The 14,689-nt window shown below is 42.5% G+C and carries 12 protein-coding genes; 4 read left to right on the top strand and 8 right to left on the bottom strand.

The window, feature by feature from the left end; genetic code table 11:
* Nucleotides 1-45: 45 nt before the first annotated feature.
* On the bottom strand, nucleotides 46-1,239 hold the full coding sequence (gene dinB / locus IPJ86_04790) for a DNA polymerase IV (protein MBK7886630.1): 1,194 nt from the start codon (nucleotides 1,237-1,239) through the stop codon (nucleotides 46-48).
* Between the two features lie 105 nt (nucleotides 1,240-1,344).
* Between dinB and IPJ86_04785 the strand changes: the two genes are divergently transcribed.
* Together IPJ86_04785 and IPJ86_04780 are read left to right on the top strand one after the other, a co-directional pair.
* Entirely contained in the window at nucleotides 1,345-1,800 is a 456-nt protein-coding gene (locus IPJ86_04785) for a GxxExxY protein (GenBank protein MBK7886629.1), read from the top strand.
* Nucleotides 1,801-1,866: 66 nt separating this feature from the next.
* Nucleotides 1,867-2,541 carry a LexA family transcriptional regulator gene (locus IPJ86_04780; protein MBK7886628.1) on the top strand — a complete coding sequence of 225 codons (675 nt, stop codon included), beginning with the start codon at nucleotides 1,867-1,869 and terminating at the stop codon, nucleotides 2,539-2,541.
* A gap of 160 nt (nucleotides 2,542-2,701) precedes the next feature.
* Here the strand turns inward: IPJ86_04780 and IPJ86_04775 are convergent, their stop codons facing one another.
* The 3 genes from IPJ86_04775 to IPJ86_04765 form a co-directional block, all read right to left on the bottom strand.
* Nucleotides 2,702-4,243 carry a hypothetical protein gene (locus IPJ86_04775; protein ID MBK7886627.1) on the bottom strand — a complete coding sequence of 514 codons (1,542 nt, stop codon included), beginning with the start codon at nucleotides 4,241-4,243 and terminating at the stop codon, nucleotides 2,702-2,704.
* Between the two features lie 368 nt (nucleotides 4,244-4,611).
* Nucleotides 4,612-5,154 (bottom strand): YceI family protein, encoded by a 543-nt coding sequence (locus tag IPJ86_04770; GenBank protein MBK7886626.1) that lies wholly within the window; start codon nucleotides 5,152-5,154, stop codon nucleotides 4,612-4,614.
* Between the two features lie 202 nt (nucleotides 5,155-5,356).
* Nucleotides 5,357-6,205 carry a pirin family protein gene (locus IPJ86_04765; protein ID MBK7886625.1) on the bottom strand — a complete coding sequence of 283 codons (849 nt, stop codon included), beginning with the start codon at nucleotides 6,203-6,205 and terminating at the stop codon, nucleotides 5,357-5,359.
* Between the two features lie 334 nt (nucleotides 6,206-6,539).
* On the opposite strand from IPJ86_04765, the gene IPJ86_04760 reads away from it, so the two are divergent.
* A complete protein-coding gene (locus IPJ86_04760; GenBank protein ID MBK7886624.1) occupies nucleotides 6,540-8,366 on the top strand; it encodes an ATP-binding cassette domain-containing protein in 1,827 nt (608 codons plus the stop codon).
* Nucleotides 8,367-8,570: 204 nt separating this feature from the next.
* Here IPJ86_04760 and IPJ86_04755 read toward each other — a convergent pair whose 3' ends face one another.
* On the bottom strand, nucleotides 8,571-9,014 hold the full coding sequence (locus IPJ86_04755; GenBank protein MBK7886623.1) for a GxxExxY protein: 444 nt from the start codon (nucleotides 9,012-9,014) through the stop codon (nucleotides 8,571-8,573).
* Nucleotides 9,015-9,529: 515 nt separating this feature from the next.
* On the opposite strand from IPJ86_04755, the gene deoC reads away from it, so the two are divergent.
* Complete coding sequence (deoC, locus tag IPJ86_04750) at nucleotides 9,530-10,414, top strand: deoxyribose-phosphate aldolase (GenBank protein MBK7886622.1); 885 nt, start codon at nucleotides 9,530-9,532, stop codon at nucleotides 10,412-10,414.
* 125 nt (nucleotides 10,415-10,539) lie between these two features.
* On the opposite strand, the gene IPJ86_04745 is transcribed toward deoC, so the two are convergent.
* The 3 genes from IPJ86_04745 to IPJ86_04735 all read right to left on the bottom strand — a co-directional run bounded on the left by IPJ86_04745 (nucleotide 10,540) and on the right by IPJ86_04735 (nucleotide 14,664).
* Nucleotides 10,540-12,249, bottom strand: coding sequence for a hypothetical protein (locus IPJ86_04745; GenBank protein ID MBK7886621.1), 1,710 nt, complete (start codon nucleotides 12,247-12,249; stop codon nucleotides 10,540-10,542).
* Nucleotides 12,250-12,361: 112 nt separating this feature from the next.
* Nucleotides 12,362-13,945 (bottom strand): PDZ domain-containing protein, encoded by a 1,584-nt coding sequence (locus IPJ86_04740; GenBank protein ID MBK7886620.1) that lies wholly within the window; start codon nucleotides 13,943-13,945, stop codon nucleotides 12,362-12,364.
* Nucleotides 13,946-14,154: 209 nt separating this feature from the next.
* On the bottom strand, nucleotides 14,155-14,664 hold the full coding sequence (locus IPJ86_04735) for a ferritin (GenBank protein ID MBK7886619.1): 510 nt from the start codon (nucleotides 14,662-14,664) through the stop codon (nucleotides 14,155-14,157).
* Nucleotides 14,665-14,689 lie beyond the last annotated feature (25 nt).

Below are 14,689 nucleotides of genomic sequence, written 5' to 3'. Positions count from 1 at the left end.
ATCTTCAAACCTGTCTCCCGCCAGGGAGATCAACCCATTTTCAAATTATGATTTTAACCCATTAAACGGATTAAGTTTCCGTAAATTCAATCCCGTTCCTATTGCTCTTTGTATCGCTGCATCCCCGAATTTCAATCGCATCTTATCCATCGCCTGGTAGAGGTTGATGATTTCTTCACTGTCTTCGAAAAGGTTGATCTGGTGTCCGCCGCCGACGAGGTGACTGAAGCGTATCCCCAGCAACCGTACCAGCATCCGCCGTTCGTAGAGCTTGTCGAAGAGTTCCTTCGCTCTTGATATCAGCGTATGGTCGTTGGAGGAATAGGGGATGCGGCATTGCGTGGTGTGGGTGTCGAAGTTGGAGTAGCGGATCTTTACGGTAATGCAGGCCGTTAGTTTATTTTCGCTGCGCAACTGGAAGGCGAGTTTCTCCACCATTTTCACGAGGAGCGCTTTGAGGAAGACAATGTCGATGGTGTCGGTGTCGAAGGTTTCTTCGGTGCTGATGCTCTTGCGTTCGCTGTAGGGCTCTACCGGACTGTTGTCAATACCATTGGCTTTCTTCCAGAGCACGATGCCGGGTTCGCCCAGGACTTTCTCGAGCAACCTGACGGGCATCTCCTGGAGAGTGTGGATTTTCTCTACGCCCATGCTGCGCAGCAATCCCGCGGTTTTTTCGCCGGCACCCGGAATCTTACTCACTGAAAGCGGCGCAAGAAAGGGCTTCTCCTTGCCGAAATCGATTTTTAATTGTCCGTTGGGCTTGGCTTCTCCCGTGGCGACTTTACTCACCGTCTTGTTCTGCGAGAGGCCGAAGGAGATGGGCAGTGCGGTTTCCTTCATGATCTTCTGCCGTAACTCCGTAGCAAAACTGTAGCAACCGTAAAAACGATCCATGCCGCTCAGGTCGATGTAGAATTCGTCGATGGAGGATTTCTCGTACAGCGGAACCTGCTCGTGGATGATATCGGTGACCATCCCGGAGTAGTAACTATAGCGTTCATAATCTCCACGGATAATGATGGCATCGGGACAGAGGCGCCGCGCCATACGGATGGGCATGGCCGAGTGTACCCCGAACGCCCGGGCCTCGTAGCTGCAGGCTGATACCACGCCCCGCTCACTGCTGCCCCCCACAATTACCGGCTTGCCGAATAGTCCGGGATGCTCAAGGCGGGATACCGAGACGAAGAAACTGTCAAGGTCCATGTGGACAACGGTGCGGGAAGGATCTGCCATTGGGATGTTTAAATTATTTCCTATCTTTGACTGCCAGGCAATCATTTGGAAGGACTGCAATATAAACATATATTTGCAAAACTATTTATCAAAAACACCTTTCAGATGAAACAGCTTATAGTAAATGAAAGTGCCTCCCGGTATAAACGCAGCGGTAGCAGCGGTCTCGCGGCGGGCGCAACGAAGACAGAAAATGAGATTGCAACGTTAATATTGGATTGTGCAGTAGAGTTGCACCGACATCTGGGTCCCGGATTATTGGAAAGTGCATATGAGGCTACAATGATGCATTTATTATTGAAGAAGGGATTAAGAGCAGAACACCAAAAGGCGCTTCCGTTGGTGTATGAAGAGGTGAAACTGGAAGCCGGATATAGGGTAGATATATTGGTGGAGAAGAAAGTAATAGTGGAGGTGAAATCAGTAGAGATTCTTAACGATGTACATCTGGCACAAGTAATGACTTATTTAAGATTATCAGGATGTAAACTTGGACTACTAATCAACTTCAATTCAATGAAGGTGATGGATGGTGTCCGAAGAGTTGTAAACAAATTATAGAACCGTTGCGTCCGCTGCGATCCCGCCGCGTCGTTGCGTTTAAAGGACGATTATTACCCGAAGCTTATGACATTTAACGCTAACATCAAACTTCTTCGCCAGCGCCGCAAGCTGACGCAAGACCACGTTGCCGGTGAACTCGGCATCAGTCGCTCCACCCTCAACAGCTACGAGAACGGCAGCGTCCAGAACCCTACACTCGAGATGCTCATGTCTTTCTCAAAGTATTTCCGCGTCAGCATCGACACCCTCGTCAAACTCGACCTCACCAAGCTGAGCGAATTTCAACTCTCAGAACTCGAGCGAGGCCACGATGTGTACGTCACCGGTGCCCGCCTGCGCGTCATCGCCACTACCGTCGACAGCAACAACAAGGAGAACATCGAAGTCGTTCCCATCAAAGCAAAAGCCGGATATAAAAATGGTTTTGCCGATCCCGAGTTCATCAAGAAACTACCCACCTTCCAATTGCCCATCCTATTCGGCGACCGCAAATACCGCATGTTCCAGATTTCCGGCGACTCCATGATGCCCATTCCCGACAAGAGCTGGGTGATCGGGGAGTACGTGGAAAATTTTTACGACATCAAAGACGGTAACGCGTATGTGTTATTAACGCAGGAAGATGGTGTGGTATTTAAAGTTGCGTATAAGCAGATCAGGAAGAATAAGAATTTACTGCTGAAGTCACTCAATCCCAACTACGATCCCTACGAGGTACCGTCTACGGATATCCGCTAAGTATGGAGCTTCTGCAATTACATCAGCGCCGAACTCCCCGAAGAATACTGGGCCAAGGACCGTGTGCTGAAACGCATCGAAAAATGGAAGCAGAGATGAAGGATTTGAAAGGGAATTTATAGAGTGCCTTTCATCCAATTATCGAATATTAAGATAATATTTATCGTGCAATCAGAAATTTTCCGGAATACACGAACGTATCTCCATTTGCTCGTAATTGATATATGCCGGCAGGAATCATGGAAATATCAATGCGATTGTCCCCATCCATCGTTAGCGAAAAAGATCTTCCCATAACATCAATGGCAACAATTGAATGTAAAATTTCATCGGAGGTTATATAAATTTCGGTAGCGGCAGGTGATGGAGAAATGGAGATCGGTAAGGATACCGCAGCTTCTGAAATGCCTGTAGTAATGACAGGTATATTGTATTTCAAAGTAGTTCCATAATTGATCGTATTATTATTTTCACAAGAACTTCCGGTTACGATAAGTCTGTTGAAAGCATCCAGGCGTGCTGCCGCAATACCATCATTGGAACCGCAGGGACCATCATATACAAAGGTATTGTTAATAGTGCCTTGCGCATTGTAAAACCATACATTAAAGTTGTTACCTCCGCCAACAGCAATCACATTCTTCTGAGGACTCAACAGTAAATCCTGAATCATCCCTCCGGCGAAGGAAGAATCTCTCCAGACAATACTACCGTCCATGGAGTTGTGCTTGTTAACATAACGCTTGGTAGGAGGAAGGTTGGAATTGTTTCCGGCAAGATAAACGGCATTATTGCTCAGATCAACGAGCATTTGCGTAAAATAAAGATTTGGCCCTTCGGCTGTTATCGTATCATAACTATTGATATATATGACACCTGCATCTAATATTCGTGTTAGTACATTGACCGGATCCGGCACACCGCTGAGTTGTTTAGTTAAAACAAATATTTCTCCGTTTTCTACATGAATCATTTGTGGGTCAGCAAATGAACTATAGAGGGGAGCGGTCCACATTTTAGAGGCGTAGTTGAAGTTTAATTTCGATATGCTTCCAGGACCTGCATAGTAAACTGTCCCGTTCGGTAAATAATAACAAGGCCCGGGATATACACCAAAACCAAGCGTGTCATGAAATTGAGCAATCAGGTTAAAATTTGAATCGAATTTCAGAAATGAATATATAGATAAACCCGCATTTACTTTTATAAATGAAGTATGAATATTATTGGATTGATCAATATGAAGACCATAAGAGTAAAAAGGTTGAGACTTAATACCAATAAGCCGGGTGGTTTCAACAGTATCGATTACCAATTGGTTGATCAAATTGCCCAGCGTATCTATTTTAAGAAGACATAAATGGTTATATTGGGACTGAGATGCATTACTCACGTTCGCGGCTATGTATATATTCCCGTTCTTATAAATACTATTGTTGAACTGCATAGCAGTGTACCCGGCAGGAAGGTAAGAATTGTTAAAATATTGTCCGCCGGAAGGAGAAAGTTTGATCATGCTCGATATACCATTACTATTACTGCCATCATTAAAGATATATACATTCTGATTGGTGTCAAGCAACATCATCTCCATAGCCCCACAGTTACAAGAATGTTTCCATAAAGCCGGCGTGTTTTGAGCGTTTACTGTATGCACAGTAAAAAGTAGGCTTAAAAATGGTATAAGTATAAGTTTTCTCATGTTCGTTTGCTTATGTATTACAAATATAAAGGAAACACTTGTCCCCATAAAGAGTGAAATGAAATTTGATTGTTTCTTAACTTAAGTCATGTAATTTTATGGTATTCAAACGAATAAATCTACATATTCCATAAATCGCGATGGAATTCTTATTGAAAAGCTGTGATGAAAAATATTGTTTTAATGTGCAAATTGTATCGTCAGGAACTTTTGGAAAACATTAGAATTTCAATAGTCAGAGCTCATATTTCTAACCTTAAACCTTTAGAGCAAATAAAAGGATTTAACTCTGGTATATAGGATCCTAAAAAAATAATTAAGCCCTAAGTGGTATTAGGGCTTAATTTTAAGATGAAGTAGATGAATAACTAAGCTTGCTTCACCAACTGAATCTCTGCATGTAGTCTTACCTCTTCACTCACTAACAATCCGCCTGCTTCTGTAGGGGCGTTCCAGTTCAAGCCAAAGTCTTTGCGGTTAATCGTTCCCGTTAGTGTGAATCCGGCCTTTGTATTTCCCCATGGATCCTTAGCGACGCCACCGAAATCAACATGCATTACGATGGGCTTCGTTACTCCACGCATAGTGATCGTGCCATTCAGTTTACGGCTCTCTCCTTCACCACTCAAACCGTCTGCCTTTATCGTAAGTTGTGGATGATTTTCCGCATCGAAGAAATCCACGCTTTTCAGGTGTGTATCACGCTGCTCGTTGTTGGTGCTGATGCTGTCTATATCTGCAGTAAATACAATATCTGCCTTGCTGAAAGTATCATCTTCAGCATTCACTTCCGCATTAAACTTCGAGAAGCTTCCGGAAACATTTGTAATCATAAGGTGCTTCACTTTGAAACCTACCTCACTGTGTGTCGGGTCAATCGCCCATTTTGTTTTTTCAAGTACTGTTGTCATCTTTTTTAAATTATTTAAGTTTTTATATTTTTACCGTATTATATTTTTTCATTCAGCTCCAAAAACATTTGTCATTTTTTAAAGAGAATTCTGTTATTTGATTTTCAGCTGCTACATTTTGAATTTCGTACATTCGTAATATAAGCGGATTCGTCAATTCGTATTTCGTATTTTCGTACACTTTCGTATTTCGTAACCCCTTTTATTTTTCGAGCACCCCCATCTTCCCCTCCCTGTACTCCTCCAACGCTTCTATCAAATCCGTTTTACTGTTCATCACAAACGGACCATAACTCGCTACCGGTTCCTGTATCGGTAAACCCGCCAGGACAATAAACTCACTGTCTTCTTTCGCTTCAAGTTCAATCGTTCTTCCATCTTCCTTGAACCAGATCAAATGACGCTCGTGAACTTCAAAGCCATCTGTACTCAACAGACCTTTTAACGTATATACGGTACTGTTATATCCCTCCGGAATGGTAATGCTGCTCTTCCCATCTTTATCGAGTCTTCCGTGAAGGATCAACACCGGAGTGAGTAATTGAGCCGGAGATGTTTTATCATCATACGAGCCGGCAATGAGTTTCATACTTGCATCCCCTGCTTTCACCAACGGAAAATTCTCTGCGCGCAGATCCTGATAGCGGGGCTCGTGCTGTTTCGCACTGCGGGGGAGGTTTACCCAAAGTTGGATGAGTTCCATCTCTCCTCCTTTTTCCAGGAATGCAGGTGGTACTCCTTCAGAATGAACAATACCTTTTCCGGCGGTCATCCACTGCACATCTCCTGCCTTCAGGTTACCGGTGTTTCCCATGCTATCGTGATGAAGTACCTCACCTTTAAAAAGAAGGGTCACGGGTTCAAATCCTTTATGTGGATGTGGAGGAACATAAAAAGGCTTTTCCTTACTGACATGCGCCGGACCAAAATGATCCAACATCAGAAAGGGACTTATTTGTTCCACCCATTCATTGGGAAGTGGACTCTTAACAAAGTTGCCATTGCCGATATGTTTGTCAACAGCAGCCAGAATTTTGCGAACCTTTTTCATGGTAATATGTTTTAACATCATTTGTTGGTACAAATATAGATAATAAATAGTTGTATATACAACAGTTGTTGGCCGATAAGTCATAAATAATTGATAATTAGTGCCTAAAATTTGAAAGTGAGAGCTATTTTAAATCGGGTATAATCATTTAAACCCGTATGCAAACGATTGTTCCTTGGAGATCGGATTAAATAAAAGGAGAGAAACAGGTCAAACCTGAAGTCACAAAAACAAAGGATTCTTGAATAAAAGATCAACCCTCTCCATGCGTCTTTAAGGCAGGTTCCATTGATCATCCGATCGCCCCGCAAGTAATAACTATCTTTACCAGCCTGTGAAAAATTACTTTCGCCTCCTGCGTTATATTGGTCCGTATAAAAGCCGGGCCATTACCAGCGTTACCTTTAATATCCTGACTGTTGTCTTTTCTCTTTTTTCACTCACGATGATCGTTCCATTTCTGAATGTGCTTTTCAGTCAGGATCGTAATTACACCTTACAACCCTGGACATTTTCGGTAAAGACCTTGCTGAATAATTTCAATTATTATCTCGGCGACTTTGTTGTTCGTCATGGTCAGTTAGAGGCATTGTCGTTGATTAGTCTGTTGGTGGTGATTTTATTCCTGTTGAAAAACTTCACCCGCTACATGGCCATGTACTATCTGGTACCTATTCGTAATGGAGTGGTACGGGATATTCGACGCGATGTCTATTCAAAAATTCTCTCTTTACCTATTGGCTATTTCACCGATGAACGCAAAGGGGATATTATGGCGCGGGTTACCAACGATGTACAGGAGGTAGAGTGGGGCATTATGAATTCGCTCGAAGCAGCCTTTCGTGAACCACTCAATATTCTCATTTTCCTCATTACCATGTTCACGATGAGTTCAGAACTGACTCTCTTCGTTCTCGTTTTACTTCCGATAGCCGGACTCATCATTGGTCGTATCGGGAAGAGTCTGAAGAAAAAATCAGGTCTGGCCCAGATTAAAGTAGGAGAGTTGTTAAGTAATCTGGATGAATCGCTCGGCGGATTACGTATCATTCATGCGTTTACTGCAGAGGAAAAATCGAAGAAGCGTTTTGGCGATATTAATCAACAGCTTTTTAGACTATTAAATAAAATCGGTCGTCGTCGCGATTTAGCTTCACCGCTTAGCGAATTTCTGGGTGCATTAGTGCTCACTATCGTCATGTACTTCGGAGGAAGATTAGTACTTGGTCCTGGCTCCAGCCTTGAACCATCGGAATTCATCGCCTTTATCGCCATTTTCTCACAACTCATCCCCCCTGCGAAATCGCTCACGACTGCCTGGTACAATATTCAAAAAGGATTAGCCTCCAGTGAACGGATTTACCATATTCTGGATGCACCTGTTGCAGTAAAAGATGCAGAGCATCCTAAAGATATTGCCACCTTCACTAATGTGGTCAGCTATCGGAATGTTTCCTTCTCTTACCGCAAAGGAGAGCAGGATAATGTATTAAAAAATATCAGCCTTGACATTCCCTTCGGCAAGACCATCGCACTGGTGGGACAATCCGGATCCGGCAAAACCACATTGGCGGATATGCTTCCCCGTTACTATGATCCTGCAGAAGGACAAATCCTTTTGGATGGTCATGATCTCCGCGAACTTCGCATTCACGATTTAAGAAAGCTGATCGGCGTTGTCACTCAGGAGTCTATCTTGTTCAACGATACGGTTTTCAATAACATTGCATTTGGTGTAGACAATGCTACAGAGGAAGCAGTCATCAACGCCGCCAAAGTGGCCAACGCCCATGACTTTATTTCGGCTATGCCTGATGGTTACCATTCTAATATCGGCGACCGTGGCGGCAAGCTCAGCGGAGGACAACGACAACGTCTCAGCATCGCCCGTGCCGTCTTAAAAAATCCCCCCATCCTCATCCTCGACGAAGCCACCTCCGCCCTCGACACTGAATCCGAAAGACTGGTACAGGATGCCCTTACTCACCTCATGCAAAACCGTACTACCCTTGTCATTGCACACCGGCTTTCAACAATTGTACACGCTAATGAAATTATCGTCATGAATAAAGGGGAAATAGTAGAGAGAGGGACGCATGTAGCGTTGTTGGAACTTGGCGGGTATTATAAGAGGCTTTATGAGCTTCAAACATTTCAGTAGGTTACGAATTTACGAATCTTCCCTGAAGCGTGAAAGGAAAGATGAGTCCTCATCTTTCCTTTCTCTGCTTCAGGGATACGAATTTACGAATGTACGAATAGTGCGAATCCGCAAATTTTACGAATGTACGAATAGGGCGAATCCGCTAATTTTACGAATGTGCGAATGTACGAATTTTACGAAGGGTGCGAATGCGTTGAGATACTAAGATGGTTTTGGAGTTTTGGACGAATTTTGAGACGCTGGATTGTAATATTCTTCAAGCACCAGTCTTTTTGTAATTACACCATCAGTAGCGAAATTAATTAGTATTGCCAGAGCCATTTTGCCACTATGCATATAGTTCAGAATTTGTTTTAAATAAGCTCTTCCGGAACGAATCTCTCTTTTTAATTCTAGAATAATTTCATTTTCTATTAAGAAATCTACATAGCCTTTTCCAACCGAAGCCCCCTTAAAAAATATATTTAATGGAGCTTGTTCTTTAAAAGCAATCCCTGCATCTTTTAACGCAATTGCAAGTGCTTTTTGATAAACTCTTTCCAAATGACCAGGCCCAAGTGCATTATAAACATCATATGCACAACCAATAATTTTATAACTTAAGTCCGGAAAAATTAAATCATTTCGATTTACTTCTTTTTTCATGTTGTTCAATTTTAATGCAATCATAGTATGATCCTTGCTTGCTAATCGTATAAAAGATAATTGTATTCGTTTGTAAATACATTTTTGCTTTGGAGACATTGATTATTAATTAATTAAATTACGTTTATTGATGCATTAGCAATATAAACTTACAGTTTCCTAAAAATGAAATACTCCCATTTTCTCCCCACCAACCCGATCTAAACCCATATCGCTCAAAAAAAATATACCCTTTCACATTTGCATCAGAAGATACATGCAACAATTCTTAAATCCTCATTCCTTCTCATTCATTTTCTCTTTCTCGTCATACATTCTATTTGTAGTAATCACAGTATTCGTAGCATTCGTAAAATTCGTAGCATTCGTAATATTCGTAATATTCGTAGCATTCGTAATATTCGTTCCCATCGCCCCATTCGTACTTTCGTGAACTTCGCGAATTCGTAAATTCGTATTTCGTATATTCGTACTCTCGCCCGCAGGGCGAGACTGATTCGTAAATTCGTAACCTCATGCACGTATCTCCACCCATTGATTCCACCTCCATCAATGAACGCATCACCCGCCTCACGAAGCGCTCTATCAAGAACGAATCCAAGATGCACGCTCTTCAACTGGCGATAAGTATGATGGATCTGACCACCCTCGAGGCCAGGGATACTCCCGGTAAGGTGCGGCAGTTATGTGCCAAGGCCATTCGTCCGCATGAGGCATTGCCGGATTTACCCTCTGCAGCAGCAGTATGTGTTTATCCGCCCATGGTACGTATCGCAAAAGAAGCTTTGGGGGATAGTGGTGTGAAGGTAGCCGCTGTAGCCACTGCTTTTCCGAGTGGAATGAGTACCCGTAAGGTAAAGTTGGAAGAGACGAAATATGCGGTGAACGAAGGAGCTGATGAAATTGATATGGTGATTTCCCGCGGTCATTTTCTTGCCGGAGAATTTAATTATGTCTTCGATGAAATTGCGGCGGTTAAGGAAGCCTGTGGTGAAGCACATCTGAAAGTGATCCTGGAGACCGGAGAATTGAGTACCTACGATAACGTTAGAAAAGCCAGCGACATTGCCATGTATGCCGGTGCAGATTTTATCAAGACTTCCACCGGGAAAGTTCAGCCTGCTGCTACCCTTCCGGTTACTCTAGTCATGCTGGAAGCGATCCGTGATTTTTACTATAAAGAAGGAAGGATGATCGGCATGAAACCCGCCGGTGGAATCAGTACCGCTAAACTGGCCATTCAATACCTTGTTGTGCTCCGCGAAACGCTGGGCGAAGCCTGGATGAATCCGGATTATTTCCGTTTCGGGGCCTCTTCACTCGCTAACGATCTCCTCATGCAAATTGTAAAGCAAACGACCGGCGTATATCAGAGTGGTGATTATTTTTCAAAGGATTAACCCTGCATAGCCCGCGATTCAAAATGAATCTGATGCCAGTAGCTGCGTTACATGTAACTCAGCTACTGGCATCAGATGATACAATTTTTTGAAAATGTAATTCAACTACAGTAGTATTAGCTATTTTATCTATTGTAGAATTTCTTATCCTGTCCTTTCACCACTAGCTCACTCAGCAACTGTTCCAGTTTTTCATGTTTAGCATAGTGGATGGCATACTCCGAATCCCGGCCAATAGCCTTTTCTGCAATCATGTTCAACAAAAGTTGCCTATCTGATTCATTCCATTTTTTAATACTTCCTCCCGCTTGAATGTACAAAGCTATTTTTTCAAGACCGGGCTTTAAAGTGGCATAGGTGGCATCATCGGAGATGTGAAGATCTGCACAGAGCGTTGAAACAGCTTCTTGTTCTGCGGCTCTTGTGTCGCCTTTATATCGTTGACGAATATACTTTGTTAATGCTGCGCTAAGGGAAGCAGTATCGTATTTGAATTTAAGTATTCCGGAATCATTATTTATCAATAACACCATTTCGTCCTCAACCAGTTGCTCTAATGTCCGTTTCGATGTCTTGTGATTTTTGTTCTGAAGCAAGCGTTCAAATTCTTTTTTGGCAAGCTCCTGCAGTTTTCTTTGAACGGGACGAAATCCCAAACGATAGTAGAACCAAAAGGCACCGGTTTCAATTCCCTCGGGGTTATTTCTTCCGACCTGATAGGGCTCTGCAACGAAATAGGCGGGTTGAAAGACTTGTTTATAGACTCGCATGAGTTGTGCAAAAAACCAGGCCGATTCTCCGCCTCTGTAGGAAGGAAAAACATTGATTCCGATTTTAGCCATCTTACCTAACAGCCACGCCCCTCCGTAAGCATAAGGTAATCGGTTTTTGAAAGCCATGAAGCCAATATAAGCATCTAGGGGTTGCCGGTGATCAGCATCCATCCCAATCAATACGATGTCCATTCCGCGACCTGTATTAAATATATGCAAATCATTGCTGTCAGCGTAAGTAGCAGGATCTGTTTCACGATAGAGGCTGAGCAATTGCATTCTCATGGCGCTGATTAGGTGTTGTTTTTCCTTTTCATTCAACACCATTGGCACAGGTAAAGGCTCCTTCAGGATAGAGGGCAAGTCGATTTTCCTTATTATCGATTCTTTATGAAAATAAATGGGACGTGGTGTTCCTCTGATATCCATACGGCTTGGTACTACATTCAAATCAACATCAACATACATTTCAAGTTGATCAAAGTGCTGGTTCCTGATGTTCATTGGTAATGCAGCATCCTTGAAAAGACGTGCAATGAAACTCAACTGTTCATAACGGTTCTTGCTAACCGTAAAAGCAAGCCATTGTTCCACCGTTTCATATCCGCCTTCATTGAAATGTTCCCGTAATGTTGCAGGTAACAAGGGCGAGAGTAAAGTAAAAACCAATTCCGGATCGCTCCCGAAGGAGTCTAATGTAATTGCATTGGGATATTCATGCAGTAGCCATTCAATTAGCTCGAAACTAAAACAGGCTTTTACATGGGTTCCGGTTAATCCTGTATTTTCAAAGGGTCCTGTTTTTTTTGTCTTCCGGATCATTGTTTTTATTCCTCCTCTTGTCTTTTCAAGAAGCAAGTTTAGTTTTTGTAAAAACAATTTATGATGAGGATAAGCCAATAGAAAAAGAAGTGTTTCGCTCAACTCTAGTAGATCCTTCGCCTTGTTTATTTTTACGCGCGCGAGTTCCTGAATGATGGTTTCTTTTTTCACGAGTGATACATCATCAAAAGCAGCTCGAATGGTCTGGAGTTCAGCTATTAGTTTGGTGGGTGTCGGCATGTCTGAAAAATAGGAAATAATTTATATGGCGGCTATGATTATTGTCAAAAGTATGGTAAATTAAAAAGGGCGTAACCATAGGATTACGCCCTTTCCTTTTAACTTTTACAGATCAATTACCGGCAATCTTCATTTTTTCAAATGTATTATCTTCCAGACTTTCAAGCGCCCGGGTGTAGAAAATATTAATATCGTTGATAATAACATAATAAGCATTGATGCCCCAAAGGTCTCTGGCGATTAAAGCTTTCAATTGCGTTCGGATTAATTTTTCCGATGTCTTAAAGCCGGCTTCGTCTTTCTTTACCGATTTTTTCTCTGCATACGCGATGAACTTATTCATGAATTCAGGAGTAACAGTGAATTGCTGTTTGTAAGCATAAACATCTTTATGCTGAGCTACTAATTCAGCTCTGTTTTCATCCACATAACTCAACGTAAAATCATTCAGGATTCCGTTTCTGCGTAAGTCATCATAGTATTTACTGGTCATGCTGGTGTCCAGTGGCACAAAGACATCAGGCATGATACCACCACCACCGTATACTAATCGTCCTGCGTTGGTTTCATACTTTAAAGAATCTATGAAGTGAATACTGTCAGCACTGTAAAGTTCACCATGTTCATAACGCTTGCTGATGTCCATATCATAGTTTTCATCACCTGCTTCGTAGGGTTTTTGAATACATCGTCCACTCGGAGTATGGTATCTGGCAATTGTTAAACGTACTGCCGAACCATCAGGAAGAGGGTAAGGTTTTTGTACTAATCCTTTTGCGAAAGTACGTCGACCGATTACGAGACCGCGATCCCAGTCCTGAATGGCTCCGGTAACGATCTCACTGGCGGAAGCAGAATTTTCATCTACCAATACAATCAGCTTTCCTTTCTCCCATCCACCGGTGTTAGTAGAGAATGATTCCTGACGTGGGTTGTTCTTCCCTTCTGTATAAACAATGCGTTTACCCATACTTAAAAATTCATCCGCCAGTTCAATCGCACGGTTCAGATAGCCACCACCGTTACCACTCAGATCGAGTACCAAACTATGAATCTGTTTTTCTTCTTTTAATTTCTTTAGTGCATCACGGAACTCATCAACTGTTGTGTCAGCGAATCGGGATATCTTAATATAACCAACCCCTGGAGCGGCTTCATAGGAGGCTTCAAGACTATAAAGTGGAATTTTATCTCTTGTAATCGTAAACACCATGAGGTCCGGAACTCCACGACGGTAAATATTCACTTTTACTTTCGTTCCCTTGTCCCCACGAAGCTTTTTCAATACATCGCTGTTTTTGATTCCAATGTTAGCAACGGAAGTATCGTTGATCAGCACGATACGATCACCGGAACGGATGCCTAACTTTTCAGAAGGTCCTCCGGCAATGGTCTGAGTCACCATGATCGTATCATCCAGAATATTGAGTTGTATTCCTACACCTTCAAATTTCCCAACCAGGGGCTCATTTGCGCTTTTCAGTTCATCTGCAGGTATGTAAACGGAGTGAGGATCCAGTTCCTTCAACAGCGCCCGAATAGCATCGTCCGTAATTTTCTTTTCATCTACGGAATCTACATAAGCGTAACTCACCATATTGAGAAGGGCTTCCAGCTTCTGTGCGTTGGGATTGTCTTGCGCATTAGTCTTTAAACTCAGGCTTACAATAACTGCAGGCAGCAAGAGGTAGCGCATCCATTTATTTATTTTCATCATTTTCTGAAATACTTAAGTATACTATTGTTTTGTAGAAGTATTGACGTGATTCATCACCTTTTTATTGTACGCTGATGCACCTATTTTGTTCTCGTAAATAAGCAAGGAAAAGCCACCACAAGTAAGACGTGGCGGCTTTTCGCAATTTTATCAATGATGATACCGAAAATGGTCAGGGCTTTGTCATTTTAAACCCCCTGGTCAGCATGTGGCTGCATGGTTTCCAGGTCTCTGTCGAAGAGATACATACCTCCCTTGTCGGAACCAATGAGTTTGATCTTGTCCAGTAAATTACGGGCAAGGCGCTCTTCTTCAATTTGTTCAGCAACATACCATTGCAGGAAGTTATGAGTGGTGTAATCCTTATCTGCCAGACAATGTTCCACCAGTTTATTAATCTCGTTGCTCACCTTCACTTCATGTTTAAGTAAAAGTTCGAACACCTCACTAACACCTTTAAAGTTAATGGGAGGGCTTTTCAATGCCGGAATAAGCGCAGCACCACCTCTCTCATTTACGAATTTTATCAGCTTCAGCATGTGTAATCGCTCTTCATCGCTGTGACGATATAAAAAGGCGGAAACACCATTGTATCCGGAGCGCTCTGCCCAGGAGGCCATGGCGAGATAGAAGGATGAGGAATCTGCCTCAAGGTCAATTTGCTGATTCAATAATTTTTCAATTTTCTTAGATATCATATCAACTTAGTTTTTGAAAGAAATG

This window comes from Bacteroidota bacterium (genome assembly GCA_016713925.1).
In the GTDB taxonomy this organism is placed as follows: domain Bacteria; phylum Bacteroidota; class Bacteroidia; order AKYH767-A; family OLB10; genus JAJTFW01.
Note: the sequence above shows the minus strand (reverse complement) of the source record. Positions and strands in the feature narration are given on the sequence as shown.

What these genes read in the sequence shown, in the direction of transcription:
- dinB (MBK7886630.1), bottom strand. Translation starts at nt 1,239, where the DNA reads ATGGCAGATCCTTCCCGCACCGTTGTCCACATGGACCTTGACAGTTTC.
- IPJ86_04785 (MBK7886629.1), top strand. Translation starts at nt 1,345, where the DNA reads ATGAAACAGCTTATAGTAAATGAAAGTGCCTCCCGGTATAAACGCAGC.
- IPJ86_04780 (MBK7886628.1), top strand. Translation starts at nt 1,867, where the DNA reads ATGACATTTAACGCTAACATCAAACTTCTTCGCCAGCGCCGCAAGCTG.
- IPJ86_04775 (MBK7886627.1), bottom strand. Translation starts at nt 4,243, where the DNA reads ATGAGAAAACTTATACTTATACCATTTTTAAGCCTACTTTTTACTGTG.
- IPJ86_04770 (MBK7886626.1), bottom strand. Translation starts at nt 5,154, where the DNA reads ATGACAACAGTACTTGAAAAAACAAAATGGGCGATTGACCCGACACAC.
- IPJ86_04765 (MBK7886625.1), bottom strand. Translation starts at nt 6,205, where the DNA reads ATGAAAAAGGTTCGCAAAATTCTGGCTGCTGTTGACAAACATATCGGC.
- IPJ86_04755 (MBK7886623.1), bottom strand. Translation starts at nt 9,014, where the DNA reads ATGAAAAAAGAAGTAAATCGAAATGATTTAATTTTTCCGGACTTAAGT.
- deoC (MBK7886622.1), top strand. Translation starts at nt 9,530, where the DNA reads ATGCACGTATCTCCACCCATTGATTCCACCTCCATCAATGAACGCATC.
- IPJ86_04745 (MBK7886621.1), bottom strand. Translation starts at nt 12,249, where the DNA reads ATGCCGACACCCACCAAACTAATAGCTGAACTCCAGACCATTCGAGCT.
- IPJ86_04740 (MBK7886620.1), bottom strand. Translation starts at nt 13,945, where the DNA reads ATGCGCTACCTCTTGCTGCCTGCAGTTATTGTAAGCCTGAGTTTAAAG.
- IPJ86_04735 (MBK7886619.1), bottom strand. Translation starts at nt 14,664, where the DNA reads ATGATATCTAAGAAAATTGAAAAATTATTGAATCAGCAAATTGACCTT.